We start from the raw sequence: 13,959 nt of genomic DNA, 5'->3' as shown, positions 1-13,959 counted from the left end.
TCCGCCCGTCATCCCAGGGAGTGATCGTGGCCCTCATCGTGCAGAAGTACGGCGGCTCGTCCGTCGCCGACGCAGAGAGCATCAAGCGCGTCGCCAAGCGCATCGTCGACACGCGTCGGGCAGGACACGACGTCGTGGTCGCCGTGAGCGCCATGGGCGACACCACAGACGAGCTGCTCGACCTCGCGAACGAGGTCGCACCGATCCCCGCTCCGCGCGAGCTGGACATGCTGCTCTCCAGCGGAGAACGCATCTCGATGGCGCTGCTGGCCATGGCGATCCACTCGATGGGCTTCGAGGCGCGCTCCTTCACGGGCAGCCAGGCGGGCATGATCACCGACTCGCAGCATGGTGCCGCCCGCATCGTCGACGTGACGCCCGTGCGCCTGCGTGAAGCCCTCGACGAAGGGGCGATCGTGATCGTGGCCGGGTTCCAGGGCTTCAACCGCGACACCCGCGACATCACGACCCTCGGCCGTGGGGGATCCGACACCACCGCCGTCGCGCTCGCCGCCGCGCTCGACGCCGACGTGTGCGAGATCTACAGCGACGTCGACGGCATCTTCACCGCCGACCCGCGTGTAATCCCGAAGGCGCAGAAGCTCGATCACGTCTCGAGTGAGGAGATGCTCGAGCTCGCAGCCAACGGGGCCAAGGTGCTGTATATCCGCGCCGTCGAGTACGCACGCCGCCACGGGGTCCTCATTCACGCCCGGTCGACGTTCTCGTCGTCCGAGGGCACGTACGTTCTGGGCGAGGGCATGAAGAACCCTCGCGAAGCCGAGGGAGCAGTCATGGAAGAACCGATCGTCGCCGGCGTCGCCACCGACTTCAGCCAGGCCAAGATCACGGTCGCGGGTGTGCCCGACGTGCCGGGCAAGGCCGCCGAGATCTTCAAGATCGTCGCGAAGTCGGGTGCCAACGTCGACATGATCGTGCAGAACGTGTCGGCGACCGGACGCACCGACATCTCCTTCACCGTGCCGAAGGCGGATGCCGCCGGCGCCCTCAAGGCCCTCGCGGGGGAGCAGACCGAGGTCGGGTTCCAGAACCTGATCCACGACGACCAGATCGGCAAGCTCTCGGTCGTCGGGGCGGGCATGCGCACGCACTCCGGTGTCTCCGCGACGCTCTTCGAGGCGCTCTCCGCCGGAGGTATCAACATCGAGATGATCTCGACCTCCGAGATCCGCATCTCCGTCGTGCTCCGCGACACCGACCTCACCGAGGCCGCTCGCACCGTGCACACCGCCTACGGGCTCGACGGCGACGCCGAGGCCACGGTCCACGCCGGCACCGGCCGCTGATCTCTGCCGTTCCCCCTCGTTTTCCTGCCGACCACTCGAGTGCGGGGAGCGTAGGGCCGGCACTCCTCCCGGTCGCGGTAGACTCACCGCAACCCTGACACCGGCGCCAGGCGCAGCCTCAGCACCCCGACGCCGCGCCCGAAGCCTCGTACGCAGTACCGCACGACGCCAAGGAACATCATGACCCGCATCTCCGATTCAGGACTCTCCGTCGCCATCGTCGGCGCCACCGGCCAGGTGGGCACCGTGATGCGCGAGATTCTCGCCGAGCGGTCGTTCCCGATCCGCGACCTGCGGCTGTTCTCCTCCGCGCGCTCTGCCGGAACGGCGATCGAGTTCGGCGGTGCGACGGTCATCGTGGAAGACGTCGAGACCGCGGACCCTGCAGGCATCGACATCGCCCTGTTCTCGGCAGGCGCCACGGCGAGCCGTGCCTACGCGCCCCGCTTCGCCGCAGCCGGCGCCGTGGTCGTCGACAACTCCAGTGCCTGGCGCATGGATCCCGAGGTGCCGCTCGTGGTCAGCGAGGTCAACCCGCACGCGATCGACGAGCGCCCCAAGGGCATCATCGCGAACCCGAACTGCACCACGATGGCCGCGATGCCCGTGCTGAAGGCGCTGCACGCCGAGGCCGGTCTCGAGCGTCTGATCGTCTCCACCTACCAGGCCGTCTCCGGGTCCGGTCTCGCCGGTGCCCAGGAGCTCCTCGGCCAGGTCGAGGGGGTGCTCGCCCAGGGCGACACGCTGCGCCTCGTGCACGACGGATCCGCGGTCGACTTCCCCGAGCCGGAGAAGTACATCGCGCCCATCGCGTTCGACGTCATCCCGTTCGCCGGCAACCTCGTCGATGATGGCGACAACGAGACGGACGAGGAGAAGAAGCTCCGCAACGAGAGCCGCAAGATCCTCGAGCTCCCCGATCTCCGCGTCGCCGGCACCTGCGTGCGCGTCCCCGTCTTCACCGGGCACTCGCTGTCGATCAACGTCGAGTTCGCCGACGACATCACGCCCGAGCGTGCACGCGAGGTCTTGAGCGCTGCGCCCGGCGTCGTGCTCGATGAGGTGCCGACGCCGCTGCAGGCTGCAGGGCAGGATCCGAGCTTCGTGGGTCGCATCCGTGCCGACCAGTCCGCCCCCGAGGGCAAGGGGCTCGTGCTGTTCCTCAGCAACGACAACCTGCGCAAGGGCGCCGCACTGAACGCGGTGCAGATCGCCGAGATTCTGGCCGAGCGCCTGGCGGTCATAGCCTGACGGTATCCCCGTCATGTGGAAGCGGTCTGGTCGAACGGGCCGCATGGTCGGCGGCAGCGCGCCCGCGAACTAGACTGGCTCGGTGACTGAAAACGTCGATGTCGTCCTGATCGGCGGTGGCATCATGAGCGCCACCCTGGGTACTCTCCTGCACGAGCTGCAGCCGGAGTGGAAGATCGTCGCCTTCGAGCGACTCTCCGAGGTGGCTCAGGAGAGCTCCAACCCGTGGAACAACGCCGGCACGGGCCACGCCGCCCTGTGCGAGCTGAACTACATGCCCCAGCAGGGCGACGCTCCGCTCGATCCCGCCAAGGCGGTGTCGATCAACGAGCAGTTCCAGCAGAGCCGTCAGTTCTGGTCTTCTCTGGTGGAGAGGGGCGTGCTCGACGAGCCGTCGACCTTCATCAACGCGACACCGCACATGACGTTCGTGCGGGGCGAGAAGGATGTCGCCTATCTCAAGAACCGCTACGAGGTGCTGAAGAAGCAGCCGCTGTTCGCGGGCATCGAGTACAGCGAGGACTCTCGCGTCATCAACAAGTGGGCTCCGCTGCTCATGCAGCAGCGGCGCAAGGGCGAGCCCTTCGCCGCGACGCGTGTGCCCGCCGGTACCGATGTCGACTTCGGCTCCCTCACGCACCAGCTCTTCGACCACCTGACCGACGCCGGCGTGTCGTTGCGCACGAATCACGAGGTGCGCAGCCTGAAGAAGCAGAAGGACGGCACCTGGCTGGTCAAGTACCGCAACAGCATCGGTCACACCCCGAGCGAGGTCAGGGCCCGCTTCGTGTTCGTCGGTGCGGGGGGCTGGGCTCTCAAGCTGCTGCAGAATTCCGGTATCCCCGAGATCAAGGGCTACGGCGTCTTCCCGATCGGCGGGCAGTTCCTCAAGACCACGAACCCGACCATCGTCGCTCAGCACAAGGCGAAGGTGTACTCGCAGGCGTCCGTCGGCGCTCCGCCCATGTCGGTCCCGCACCTCGACACCCGTGTCGTCGACGGCGAGGCCTCGCTCATGTTCGGACCGTTCGCGACCTTCAGCCCGAAGTTCCTGAAGAACGGCTCGATGCTCGACATCGTCACCCAGGTGCGTGCGCACAACCTGCTGCCGATGCTGCAGGTGGCGGTCAAGAACCCCGACCTCATCACGTATCTCGTGAGCGAGTTGCTGAAGAACCATGCCAAGAAGGTCGACAGCCTCCGCACCTTCATGCCCACGGCGAAGGATGAGGACTGGACCCTCATCGACGCCGGTCAGCGCGCCCAGGTGATGAAGAAGGACCCCAAGAAGGGCGGCATCCTGCAGTTCGGCACCGAGGTCGTCGCGGCGGCCGATGGTTCCATCGCGGGCCTGCTGGGGGCGTCGCCCGGAGCATCCACCGCCGTCCCGATCATGCTCGACCTGCTCAAGAAGTGCTTCCCGGCGGAGTACCCGGGGTGGGAGCCGGAGCTGCGTGCCCTGATCCCCACATTCGGTGAGAAGCTGAACGAGAACCCGGAGCTCGCGGAGAAGTCGACCGAAGCCACGGCAGCCGTCCTCGGCATCAACGTCTGAGATCGTCCCGTGGCGAAGCTCTACTTCCGCTACGGCGCGATGAACTCGGGCAAGTCGACTGCTCTGCTGCAGGCTGCCTACAACTACGAGGAGCGTGGGCAGCGGGTGCTGCTCGCGAAGCCGGCGATCGACACCAAGGGCGCGTCCGAGATCGAGAGTCGGCTGGGCGTCACACGCGCGGTCGACTTCCTCATCGCCCCCGACGACGATGCACGCAGGGTGTTCGCGAAGCATCGTGAGCGGATGCAGCATGCGACCGACGACGAGCTGCTTCCCGAAGGCCCGCGCGACGTGGCGTGCCTGCTGATCGACGAGGCGCAGTTCCTCACCCCGACTCAGGTCGACGATCTCTTCCGGATCGCCGTCGTCGACGGCATCCCGGTGATCGCCTACGGCATCCGCAACGACTTCCTCACCCACGCCTTTCCCGGTTCGGCGCGGCTGCTCGCGATCGCGCACTCGCTGGAGGAGCTCAAGACCATCTGCCGGTGCGGACGGAAGGCCGTGTTCAACGGCCGCGTCGTGGGCGGGCGCTTCGTGTTCGACGGCGATCAGGTCGCCATCGACGAGGGCGCGACCGGGTCGGCGTCGCCCGAGCTGACCACGTACGAGTCGCTGTGCGGCACCTGCTACCTCGAGGAGTCCGGCGGACGCCTGGGCTGAGCCCGCCGCCCTCCACCCGCGCCCGGCGCAGCGGGTGCGTCGGCGACCCTGTTTGCGTGGTCTGACCACACGCGATACTCTGTGGTCAGACCACAGGAGGATCGATGGCGGACCAGCCGGCACGCGCATGGCGCCTCGTGCTCGAGCACATCGAACGCGACCTGCTCGACGCGCGCCTCGGTCCGGGTGACCGACTGCCGTCCGAGCGGGATCTCGCCACCGAACTCGGGGTCGGGCGCTCGAGCGTCCGTGAGGCCTTCCGAGTGCTCGAGGTGATGGGACTCATCCGCACCGCAACCGGTTCCGGTCCGCAGTCCGGGGCGATCGTGATCGCGACGCCCACGGGAGGCATGTCAGCGCTGCTGAGGCTTCAGGTCGCGGCGCAGGGCTTCCCCCTTGACGATGTGGTCCGCACTCGCCTGGTGCTCGAGGACGCGGTCGTGGCGGCGATGGCCGGCGCACCGGAGCGTGACACGAGCCGCGCGCGGGAACTGCTCGCCGCGATGGACGAACCCCTGCTCTCGCCATCGGAGTTCCTCGCCCTCGACGCTCAGCTGCACCTCTCGCTCGCGGAGGCCAGCGGCAACACGGTCATCGCCGCGATGATGGCAGGCCTGCGTTCCTCGATCGAGTCCTACGTGCAGGCGGGGGTCGCCACCATCCCGGATTGGGAGGCGATGTCGACCCGGCTGCGTGCCGAGCACCGCGCACTGGTCGCCGCGATCGACGCCGGCGACGTGGATGGCGCGCGGTCCCTGATCCACACACACATCACCGGCTACTACACGTCCACGGGCCTCACCCGTGAGATCCACCCCCAGATCTGAGAGGCACATCATGGTGCAGCGCCAGTTCCCGAACCCCGCCGAACTCCTCGAGCTGATGAAGTTCAAGAAGCCGGAGCTCGACGGCCGCAAGCGACGGCTGGAGGGGGCCCTCACCATCGATGACCTGCGCCTGATCGCCAAGCGACGCACGCCCAAGGCGGCCTTCGACTACACCGACGGAGCTGCGGAGGGCGAGCTGTCCCTCACCCGGGCTCGTCAGGCTTTCCGGGACGTGGAGTTCCACCCCGGCATCCTGCGTCCGGCTCCCACGATCGACACGACCGTCGACATCCTCGGCGGTCGGTCCGCTCTGCCCTTCGGGATCGCGCCCACCGGCTTCACACGCCTGATGCAGACCGAGGGGGAGACCGCCGGTGCGGGAGCCGCCGCGGCCGCAGGCATCCCCTTCACGCTCTCCACACTCGGCACCACCTCGATCGAGGGCGTCAAGGCCGCCAATCCGCAGGGGCGCAACTGGTTCCAGCTCTACGTCATGCGCGACCGCGAGATCTCCTACGAACTCACCCGTCGTGCGGCGGCGGCGGGCTTCGACACTCTCCAGTTCACGGTCGACACCCCGGTCGCCGGCGCACGCCTTCGTGACAAGCGCAACGGTTTCAGCATCCCGCCCCAGCTCACGCTCGGCACGATCATCAACGCGATCCCGCGGCCGTGGTGGTGGTACGACTTCCTCACCACGCCGAAGCTCGAGTTCGCCTCCCTCAGCACCACAGGGGGCACGGTGGGGGAGCTGCTGGATGCGGCGATGGACCCGACGATCAGCTACGACGATCTCGCGGTCATCCGCGACATCTGGCCGGGCAAGATCGTCATCAAGGGCGTGCAGAACGTCGAGGACTCGGTGCGTCTGCGTGACGCCGGAGTCGACGGCATCGTCCTCTCGAACCACGGAGGACGCCAGCTCGACCGCGCGCCGATCCCCTTCCACCTGCTGCCGGAGGTGCGTCGGGCGGTCGGCGACGACTTCACCGTCATGATCGACACCGGCATCATGAACGGCGCCGACATCGTCGCCGCGGTGGCGCTCGGCGCGGACTTCACGCTGATCGGGCGGGCCTACCTCTACGGTCTGATGGCGGGCGGACGTCAGGGCGTCGACCGCACGATCGCGATCCTGCGCAGCGAGATCGAGCGCACGATGCGCCTGCTGGGCGTCGCGTCGCTCGCCGAGCTCGAGCCCGCGCACGTGACCCAGCTGACCAGGTTGGTCCCCGTCGCACGGGCCGCGGCAGAGGCCCGCGTGAGCTGAGATCCTGCCGGATCGTCAGTATCCGGTGGGCGCCGGCTTCAGGACTGCGTGGCCACGGATCGCGCGCGTGGAGGCCACGGCACGAGCATCGATGTCGTGCGGCGGTAGTCGGCGTATGCCGGGTACTTCGACGCGGTGATCGACTCGGTGAAGATCGTCGAGCCGATGAACAGCACGGTGAGGAGCGCGGGACCGATGATCGTCGGGTTCAGCACGCCCCCGATGACTCCGGCACCGCCCGCGACAGCTGCCGTCGCACCGATCGCGTAGAAGGCCCACCACTGCGCCTGCTCGAAGAAGAAGTTGGGGTGCCTGCTGTACCGGAACAGTCCGGTCGTGGCAAAGCCGGGAGGGAGGGTGCCGCCCGCCTTCTTCTTCCGCTGATGGAACACCCACTGCTGCTGGTCGGCGATCGTCTCGCCGACCAGGAACGCGAGGAATGCGGCGATGAACAGTGCGTCCCATCCGGTGAGCGCCGACGGATTCTGGGCGGCGAGGGCGGCCGGCAGAGTGATGAGCACGAGCAGCGTCATCTGGTAGCAGATGATGAACAGCAGGTTGAAGATCTGGAACTGCCAGGGACGCATGCGACCTCGGAGGATCGCCCAGCGGTAGTCCTCCATCCCGGTGTAGCCGCCCTTGCGGGCGAAGTTGAAGGTCAGCCGGGCTCCCCACGCCGTCGCCAGGACACCCATCAGGACGACGCGTGCCGAACCCTCGCCGTTCACGAAGGCGCCGGCGACGAAGATCCACACATAGGCGACGGGGACGATCGACCAGGCGCGATCGACCCAGGAGGTGTCACGGGTGATCAGGGAGAGCACCCAGCAGACCGCACTGGAGACCGCGGCGACGACGATGACGATCAGCAGGGCATCCATGACGCCATGCTAGGACCATGCGGCGGTGGCGGGCCGCACGACACCATGCGGATCAGAGGGTCAGCAGCAGTGCGTCGAGTCTGTCGGCCGTGTCTTCCCAGCCTTCAACGGCGATGGAGGGCACGCCGATCGCGAGCACCGGATAGTCGTTCCCGCCCTCGTCGAGCCGGTCGCCGTAGAACAGCATGTCGGTGAGGGCGATGCCGGTGTGTTCGGCGAGCTGCCGCATGCCGAAGGCCTTGTCGATGCCCGCCTGGGTGATGTCGATGGAGGTCGATCCACCGGAGCGGACCTCGAGGCCGGGCAGACGCGCGGCGACGGCGTCTCGCAGAGCACTCCGCTTGGCGCCCGTCGGGTCCCAGTCGTGCTTCGCCTCGCGCGGTGCGCGCTGTCCGAGTGCTGAGAACGTGATCTGGGATCCGCGGTCTTCGAGGATGTCACCCCACGGATCGGCCTCCCACAGCCCGAGGCGCTCAGCCTCCTCGCGCAGAGCCGTGAGAGCCGCCTGCTTGTCTGCGTCGCTGAGATCGTGCGCGTAGACCGGTGCGAAGTCCGTGCCGTCGTGGCGGAGGTAGCGGGTGCCGCAGGTGGGAAGGAGGTGCAGGCGCGCGAGGTCAGCGGCATCCGCATCGCCGAGTCGGGCGACGACCTGCGAGCGGAACTGCGCCTCGTTGCCGCCGGAGATGATGGCGACGTCGACCGTGCGCAGGAGTGCGCGCAGCAGATCGGCGATCCTCGGGTCGATCAGACCCTTCGAAGGGGCGAGCGTGTCATCGAGATCGAAGGCGACGAGTGTGGGCGTGGTCATGATGTCTCCAGCCTAGAAGGTGGACGCTGAGAGGATCTCGGGGCGAGCAGCAGGGTGACGGCGACCGCGACGACGACGCCGAGGATCGCGCCCGTCGAGTTGGCCACGACATCGTTCACCGTCGCCGCGCGGTGGGGAAGAGCCACGCGCTGAGCGGTCTCGATCATCGCGGACAGCAGCGGTCCCACCAACAGCGCGAGGAACCACACGCGACGGGGGAGGAGCAGGAAGGCGAGGATGCCGACCGGCACGAAGACCAGCACGTTCGCGATGATCTCGAGCCGCGTGAAGTCGAGCCACTCCCAGCCGAGACGGTGTGTCGTCGTGAGGATGACGTCGAGCAGATTCGGCATCGAGTCCTCGACCTTCGACGGCGTGAGGGTGAGGGCGGCGAGGCCGATCAGGAAGGGGACGCTGAGGGCGAGCGCCCATACCCGGGTGAAACGGCGCGGCGGTGGGAGCAGAGAGCTCATGCGTTCCCTTCGTGCACGGTCCCGGTACAGAGAAGGCCGCCCCTGAGGGCGGCCTTCCGGTGTTACTGGTCGGGGTGACAGGATTTGAACCTGCGACCTCTTCGTCCCGAACGAAGCGCGCTACCAAGCTGCGCCACACCCCGTTTGCAACCCTCCGAGTCTACAGGGAAATGTTCCCCGCGCCGAATCGAGGCCGGATCACACCTGTGCGGTGATGCGTACGGTGATGAGCGCGACGATCAGGAGCAGGAGCCCTCCGCCCGTGGAGGCCGCGAGCGTGATGAGGCGCGCACGCCCGCGTGGCAGAGCTATGCAACTGGCGGTGACCAGGATGGGCCAGACATTCGACGTCGTCAACACCCACACGGACAGCATCCTGACGGCACTTTCGCTGTTCCCTCCGCTGGCGCCCAGACCGATGGCCCACGCGACGATCACACCCCAGATCAGCGTGAACAGGAATGCGAGAGTGGCGAGAAGCACGCGCGCAGGGGACGCACGAGCGAGCGGATTCCGCGGAGGAGGGCCATCGCGGGCAGCAGTACACCGATGATGAACACAGCGAGCAGAATAAGGGCGGATCGAGGCCAATCTGCCAGTCCGAGCGGGGGACGCGTGGCCTCACTGACGAGGGGCAGAGCGAGCACCGAGAACGTCAGCGGGACCAAGAGATACATCGCGCTCGCCCCGAAGGCCGCGGTCCGTGACGTCTTCGCCTCGCCCGGCTGAACCATCTGCGTCACCCGCTCTCCGTCCGTTGCGAATGACTATGTTCGACTTAGTATTGCCGCTTCGAAGCCGAGGCCGATCTGCTTAGCCTCTTCGGCGGTGGGGGCCGGGCGGCCGTCCAGGAAGTGACTGAGCGGATAGCTTAGCCCGACGAACCACGAGACGAACACGTGCTCCGCGGCCTTGGCCGCTTTGCCTGGGCTTGCCCCGAAGCGCTCAACGTAGAACTGGCGGTATCTCCAGTTCGGGTCGGACCTGCAGGCGACTTCAATCTCTCGCACGCAATCGGCGATCGGACGGTAGCCGGGGCGTGCTCGGTTGTATGTGAGATATGCGTCGACGTCGCAGACTAGATCGAGTTCGTCGAAGCGCTCGTTGGTTGAGGTGGAGCCGATATGTGCGAGGAACCAATCAGAAATGCTGCCAGCGAATCCAGAGCTCGCGCGATAGTCCACGAATTGGCACCACAGGTTTATCAGGTCCCCGGCCCAGCCCGTGAGTTCGCCCACCTGGGCTTCGGCGTTGTTAACGGCGGGAAGAAACCACGTGGTGTGACCGCGCAGAGCGGCCGCCCAGTGTGTCAACCGGGAGAAGTTCCGCGTCCCTGACACAAGCGCGGGTGTCACGGTGCTTGCTTCCGTGTAGAAGCTCGTCCGAGCGCCTATGCGGTGAGCGTGAGAAGCGTCGCTTCCGGTCGGCAGGCGAAGCGGACCGGCGCGTAGATGGAGTGTCCGCACCCCGCGCTCACGTTGAGCGGCACGGTACGGCCGTCGTGCGACCAGGTGCTGAGCCCCTTGGCCTGCTTGAGCGGGATGTCGCAGTTCGCCACGAGAGCCCCGTACCCGGGAAGACACACCTGACCGCCGTGTGTGTGGCCTCCGAGGATCGCGTCGGCGCCGAGATCGGTGAAGCCGTTGAGCACCCGCTGATAGGGCGCGTGCGTGACGCCGAGGACGGGCGTCGCCGCGTCACGAGCGCCGAGTGCCGAGATCGCGTCGGGAAGCTCGTCCAGCCGGTCCCAGTCACGGTGGGCGTCGTCGACGCCGAAGAAGTCGACGTCGGTGCCTGCGATTCGCAGCCGTGCTGCGGCATTGTTCAGGTCGGTCCAGCCCAGCTCATCCGTGAAGTACCGGTCCATCGCGTCGGTGTCGAGCAGCTCGGGTTTGTGGTTCTTCTTGGAAGGACCGAGGAAGTAGCGGAAAGGGTTCCGCGGAGACGGCGCGGCCACGTCGTTCGAGCCGTGCACGAACACGCCGGGGATACCGGCGAAAGGAGCGAAGGCACGCCGGATGCCGTCGAGTCCCTTCTCATGGCCGAGATTGTCCCCGGTGTTCACGATGAGGTCGGGCTTCAGCTCGGCGAGGGAGGCGAGCCAGTCCTGCTTGCGATGCTGCCACGGTGCCATGTGCGCATCGGAGATGTGCAGGATGCGCAGGGGAGCTGTGCCGGGCGGGAGGGCCACTGCTGAGGCCTCGCGCACCGTGAACAGGTACCGCTCGATGCCGATGCCCCAGATCGCAGCGCCGGCACCCACGGCCCCCACCGCGCCGAGCGCGATGAGGGCCGGGTGTGCGCCGCGGCGTGCCGCTACTGGCACGTCACACGCACGGCGGTGGACTTGCTGGCCGCAGTGCCCGGCGCAGGATCGGAGCTGCCCACGACGGATGTCGGCGGATTGCACGAGTTGTCGAACTCGATGTCCGTGAAGCCGGCGGCACCGAGCGCAGCGGTCGCCTGAGCTCTCGACATCCCCACGAGGTTCGCGGGGACGGTCGTGCCCTGGCCGTTGCTGGTCGTGAGCGTGACCGTCGCGCCGTTCGCAGCTTCCCCTGTGGGGTCCTGACCGGCGACCAGACCGGCAGCGAGATCGCTGTCGACCGCCCCTCCGACGGAGACCTGGAAGCCGGCGTCGGTCAGGATGCCGGTCGCCTCCTCGACAGACTTGCCCACGACGCTCGGAACCGTCGTCAGCTGCTGTCGGGTCAGCTTGCCGTCCGGCTTCGGGAAGGCGTCTCCGCCGTACGCGGCGTTGGCTGCTCCCTGCGCTGCCCTGGCCAGGGGGTATCGCATGTCGTTGAGGTTCCAGCCGTTGGCCCGCTTCTGGTAGATGTTGGCCTGACCCTGCCAGCGACCCGCCCAGACGGCGGTGGTGACCTTGGTGCTGGACTCGATCATCATGGTCGACCAGCGGTCGTGCGTACCGGTCTTGCCGATGAGGGGAGTGCCGTCGTTCGGGTTGGCGCGGGATCCGGTGCCGCCGCCGCCCATCACGCTCTGCAGCGCGAAGGCAGCGGTCGCGGCGATCTCGGGCTGAAGGACCCCATCGGTGCAGGACGATGCCGGCAGCTCGCGGTCCTTGCCGTCAGCTCCGACCACACGGTCGATCGCGCGCGGCGAGCAGTACTTCCCACCGCTCGCGACGGTCGCGTAGGCGTTCGCCATCGCGAGGGGGGAGATGTTCTTCGGGCCGAGCACGTCGAACGGCACGTTCTCGTCGGTGACCTTGCCGCCGTTCGCCAGCGTGACGCCCATGCGGTCGGCGACCTTGTTGATGTCGCAGACATCGAGCTTCGACGCCATCGCGAAGTACCCACTGTTGAGCGAGTTCTTCGTGAAGTTCAGCACCGAGCTGGTCCCGCCGCCGCCGCCGCCGAAGTTGCCGATCTTCTTCGTGTCGGTGCTCTGCTTGGCGCCGCACACGGGGATCCTCAGATTCGTCTGGACGCTTCCGTTGAGCACCTCGTTGACGGAGTGGCCCTTCTCGAGCCAGTCGATCAGCGTGAACAGCTTGTAGGTCGATCCGACCTGGAAGCCCCCCGAGTTGCCGTGGTCCTTATCGCCGGCGAACACCAGCGATGTGTAGGCCTGGTCGTCGGTGGGCGTCTCGGTGAACATGGTGTTCTGCGTCATCGAGAGGATTCGTCCGGTGCCGACCTCGACCGAGACGCCGGCGGCGCCGAAGTTCTGGTTGTCGGCGTTGGCGGGCACGATCTCGGACATGCTCTCGGCTGCCGGGTTCTGGATGCGGTAGTCCAGCGTCGTGTAGATCTTCAGGCCACCGCGGCGGAGCAGGTCCGTCCGCTCCTGCTGCGTCTTCCCGAAGGCCTCGTCGTTCAGGACGATCGACTTCACGTACTGGCAGAAGTACGCGCTGGTTCCTGCGGATGCACACCCCTGCGTCGGGGGGTTGAGCGCGGGCGTGATCTCCGATGCGTCGGCCTCGTCGTACTGCGCCTGCGTGATCTTGCCGTCGGCGAGCATGCGGCCGAGCACGTAGTGACGGCGATCCTTCGTGAGCGCGTACCCATCCGCTGCCGTGTTCAGCGCCACGCCCTCGGAGTTGGTGATCGTGCCTTCCGGCTTGTCGATCCGGTAGGTGTTGGGGTTCTGCACGATGCCGGCGAGAGTCGCCGACTGCGCGACCGTGAGGTTCGCGGCCGTCGTGGAGAAGTAGTAGTTCGCGGCCGCCTCGATGCCGTACACGGTTCCACCGAAGTTGGCGATGTTCAGGTAGCCGAGGAGGATGTCGTTCTTCGAGAAGTCCTTCTCGATCTGGATCGCGTAGCGCATCTCCTGCAGCTTGCGCTCGATGCCCTTCGCCCCTGTCGCGTTGGTGGCGTCGAGCCAGCACTGCTGGAGGTCTTCCGAGTAGGTGTCAGACGTGGTGTCGACGTCCTGCTCGCATTTCTGGATCAGCACGTTCTTCACGTACTGCTGGCTGATCGTCGATGCACCACGGCTGGAGGTGCCTCGTACGTTGTCGACCAGGGCCTTCACGGTCGCGCCGATGTTGACGCCGCCGTGACTGTAGAAGTTCTTGTCCTCACTCGACAGGATCGCGTCGTAGAGGGTGGGGGAGACCTGCTCGTAGGTCACCGGCACGCGGTTCTGCTCGTAGAACGACGCGAGCTCGACCTGCGAACCGTCGGGGGCGGTCGCGTAGATGGTCGACTGCTCCATCGGCGTGCTCGGGTCGAGGCTCTCGGGGAGCTGATCGAAGAGGGTGAGAGCCTGGGTGCCTGCGAGGCCGGTCATCGCGAGCACCGGGGTGACGCTGGCCGTGACGAGGAGACCGGCGACGGCGCTCAGGCCGACGAGCCCGACGAGACCGCCGAGCACGCCTCTCACCGTGCGATTCTTTTGGGGCATACGCTTGATCGTAGGGGAGTTCCCTGAATACCGCCTTTGACGAGCC

13 protein-coding genes and 1 tRNA gene are annotated in these 13,959 nt (G+C 67.1%); 6 read left to right on the top strand and 8 right to left on the bottom strand.

The features are described 5' to 3' along the window. Nucleotides 1–26 precede the first annotated feature (26 nt). The 6 genes from AB4070_RS07585 to AB4070_RS07560 all read left to right on the top strand — a co-directional run bounded on the left by AB4070_RS07585 (nt 27) and on the right by AB4070_RS07560 (nt 6,873). A complete protein-coding gene (locus AB4070_RS07585) occupies nt 27–1,307 on the top strand; it encodes an aspartate kinase (RefSeq protein ID WP_046747949.1) in 1,281 nt (426 codons plus the stop codon). A 180-nt stretch (nt 1,308–1,487) separates the two neighbouring features. Next, nucleotides 1,488–2,558 (top strand): aspartate-semialdehyde dehydrogenase, encoded by a 1,071-nt coding sequence (locus AB4070_RS07580; protein WP_441979568.1) that lies wholly within the window; start codon nt 1,488–1,490, stop codon nt 2,556–2,558. A gap of 82 nt (nt 2,559–2,640) precedes the next feature. Beyond that, the gene (locus AB4070_RS07575; RefSeq protein WP_046747908.1) at nt 2,641–4,113 is read left to right on the top strand and encodes a malate:quinone oxidoreductase; all 1,473 of its coding nucleotides are present in this window, start codon (nt 2,641–2,643) and stop codon (nt 4,111–4,113) included. Between the two features lie 9 nt (nt 4,114–4,122). Continuing rightward, nucleotides 4,123–4,776, top strand: a complete 654-nt coding sequence (locus AB4070_RS07570; RefSeq protein ID WP_282847329.1) for a thymidine kinase — start codon at nt 4,123–4,125, stop codon at nt 4,774–4,776. Nucleotides 4,777–4,880: 104 nt separating this feature from the next. Further along, a complete protein-coding gene (locus AB4070_RS07565; protein WP_441979567.1) occupies nt 4,881–5,603 on the top strand; it encodes a FadR/GntR family transcriptional regulator in 723 nt (240 codons plus the stop codon). A 10-nt stretch (nt 5,604–5,613) separates the two neighbouring features. Continuing rightward, nucleotides 5,614–6,873: an alpha-hydroxy acid oxidase gene (locus AB4070_RS07560; protein WP_441979566.1), complete on the top strand. Its 1,260-nt coding sequence runs from the start codon at nt 5,614–5,616 to the stop codon at nt 6,871–6,873. A 38-nt stretch (nt 6,874–6,911) separates the two neighbouring features. Here the strand turns inward: AB4070_RS07560 and AB4070_RS07555 are convergent, their stop codons facing one another. The 8 genes from AB4070_RS07555 to AB4070_RS07520 all read right to left on the bottom strand — a co-directional run bounded on the left by AB4070_RS07555 (nt 6,912) and on the right by AB4070_RS07520 (nt 13,913). Next, nucleotides 6,912–7,754 (bottom strand): DUF1295 domain-containing protein, encoded by an 843-nt coding sequence (locus tag AB4070_RS07555; protein WP_441979565.1) that lies wholly within the window; start codon nt 7,752–7,754, stop codon nt 6,912–6,914. 52 nt (nt 7,755–7,806) lie between these two features. Further along, a complete protein-coding gene (locus AB4070_RS07550) occupies nt 7,807–8,562 on the bottom strand; it encodes an HAD-IIB family hydrolase (protein ID WP_441979564.1) in 756 nt (251 codons plus the stop codon). Next, nucleotides 8,559–9,035 (bottom strand): VanZ family protein, encoded by a 477-nt coding sequence (locus tag AB4070_RS07545; RefSeq protein ID WP_441979563.1) that lies wholly within the window; start codon nt 9,033–9,035, stop codon nt 8,559–8,561. Before AB4070_RS07545 ends, AB4070_RS07550 begins: the two co-directional genes overlap by 4 nt. Nucleotides 9,036–9,101: 66 nt before the next feature. Then, nucleotides 9,102–9,178, bottom strand: a tRNA-Pro gene (locus AB4070_RS07540). Between the two features lie 55 nt (nt 9,179–9,233). Beyond that, entirely contained in the window at nt 9,234–9,518 is a 285-nt protein-coding gene (locus AB4070_RS07535) for a hypothetical protein (RefSeq protein WP_441979562.1), read from the bottom strand. A 284-nt stretch (nt 9,519–9,802) separates the two neighbouring features. Continuing rightward, the gene (locus tag AB4070_RS07530) at nt 9,803–10,390 is read right to left on the bottom strand and encodes a hypothetical protein (protein WP_441979561.1); all 588 of its coding nucleotides are present in this window, start codon (nt 10,388–10,390) and stop codon (nt 9,803–9,805) included. 35 nt (nt 10,391–10,425) lie between these two features. Next, nucleotides 10,426–11,361 (bottom strand): metallophosphoesterase, encoded by a 936-nt coding sequence (locus AB4070_RS07525; protein WP_441979560.1) that lies wholly within the window; start codon nt 11,359–11,361, stop codon nt 10,426–10,428. Beyond that, nucleotides 11,352–13,913, bottom strand: a complete 2,562-nt coding sequence (locus AB4070_RS07520) for a transglycosylase domain-containing protein (RefSeq protein ID WP_441979559.1) — start codon at nt 13,911–13,913, stop codon at nt 11,352–11,354. The genes AB4070_RS07525 and AB4070_RS07520 overlap by 10 nt, the downstream gene beginning before the upstream one ends. Nucleotides 13,914–13,959: the final 46 nt, after the last annotated feature.

The organism is Microbacterium sp. 2RAF4, from assembly GCF_052115285.1.
Lineage (GTDB): Bacteria > Actinomycetota > Actinomycetes > Actinomycetales > Microbacteriaceae > Microbacterium > Microbacterium oxydans.
The sequence above is the reverse complement of the archived record's forward strand: the minus strand, read 5'-3'. Positions and strand labels throughout refer to the sequence as shown.

Coding starts and splice junctions, on each gene's coding strand:
- AB4070_RS07580 (WP_441979568.1), top strand. CDS start 1,488: ATGACCCGCATCTCCGATTCAGGACTCTCCGTCGCCATCGTCGGCGCC.
- AB4070_RS07565 (WP_441979567.1), top strand. CDS start 4,881: ATGGCGGACCAGCCGGCACGCGCATGGCGCCTCGTGCTCGAGCACATC.
- AB4070_RS07560 (WP_441979566.1), top strand. CDS start 5,614: ATGGTGCAGCGCCAGTTCCCGAACCCCGCCGAACTCCTCGAGCTGATG.
- AB4070_RS07555 (WP_441979565.1), bottom strand. CDS start 7,754: ATGGATGCCCTGCTGATCGTCATCGTCGTCGCCGCGGTCTCCAGTGCG.
- AB4070_RS07550 (WP_441979564.1), bottom strand. CDS start 8,562: ATGACCACGCCCACACTCGTCGCCTTCGATCTCGATGACACGCTCGCC.
- AB4070_RS07545 (WP_441979563.1), bottom strand. CDS start 9,035: ATGAGCTCTCTGCTCCCACCGCCGCGCCGTTTCACCCGGGTATGGGCG.
- AB4070_RS07520 (WP_441979559.1), bottom strand. CDS start 13,913: ATGCCCCAAAAGAATCGCACGGTGAGAGGCGTGCTCGGCGGTCTCGTC.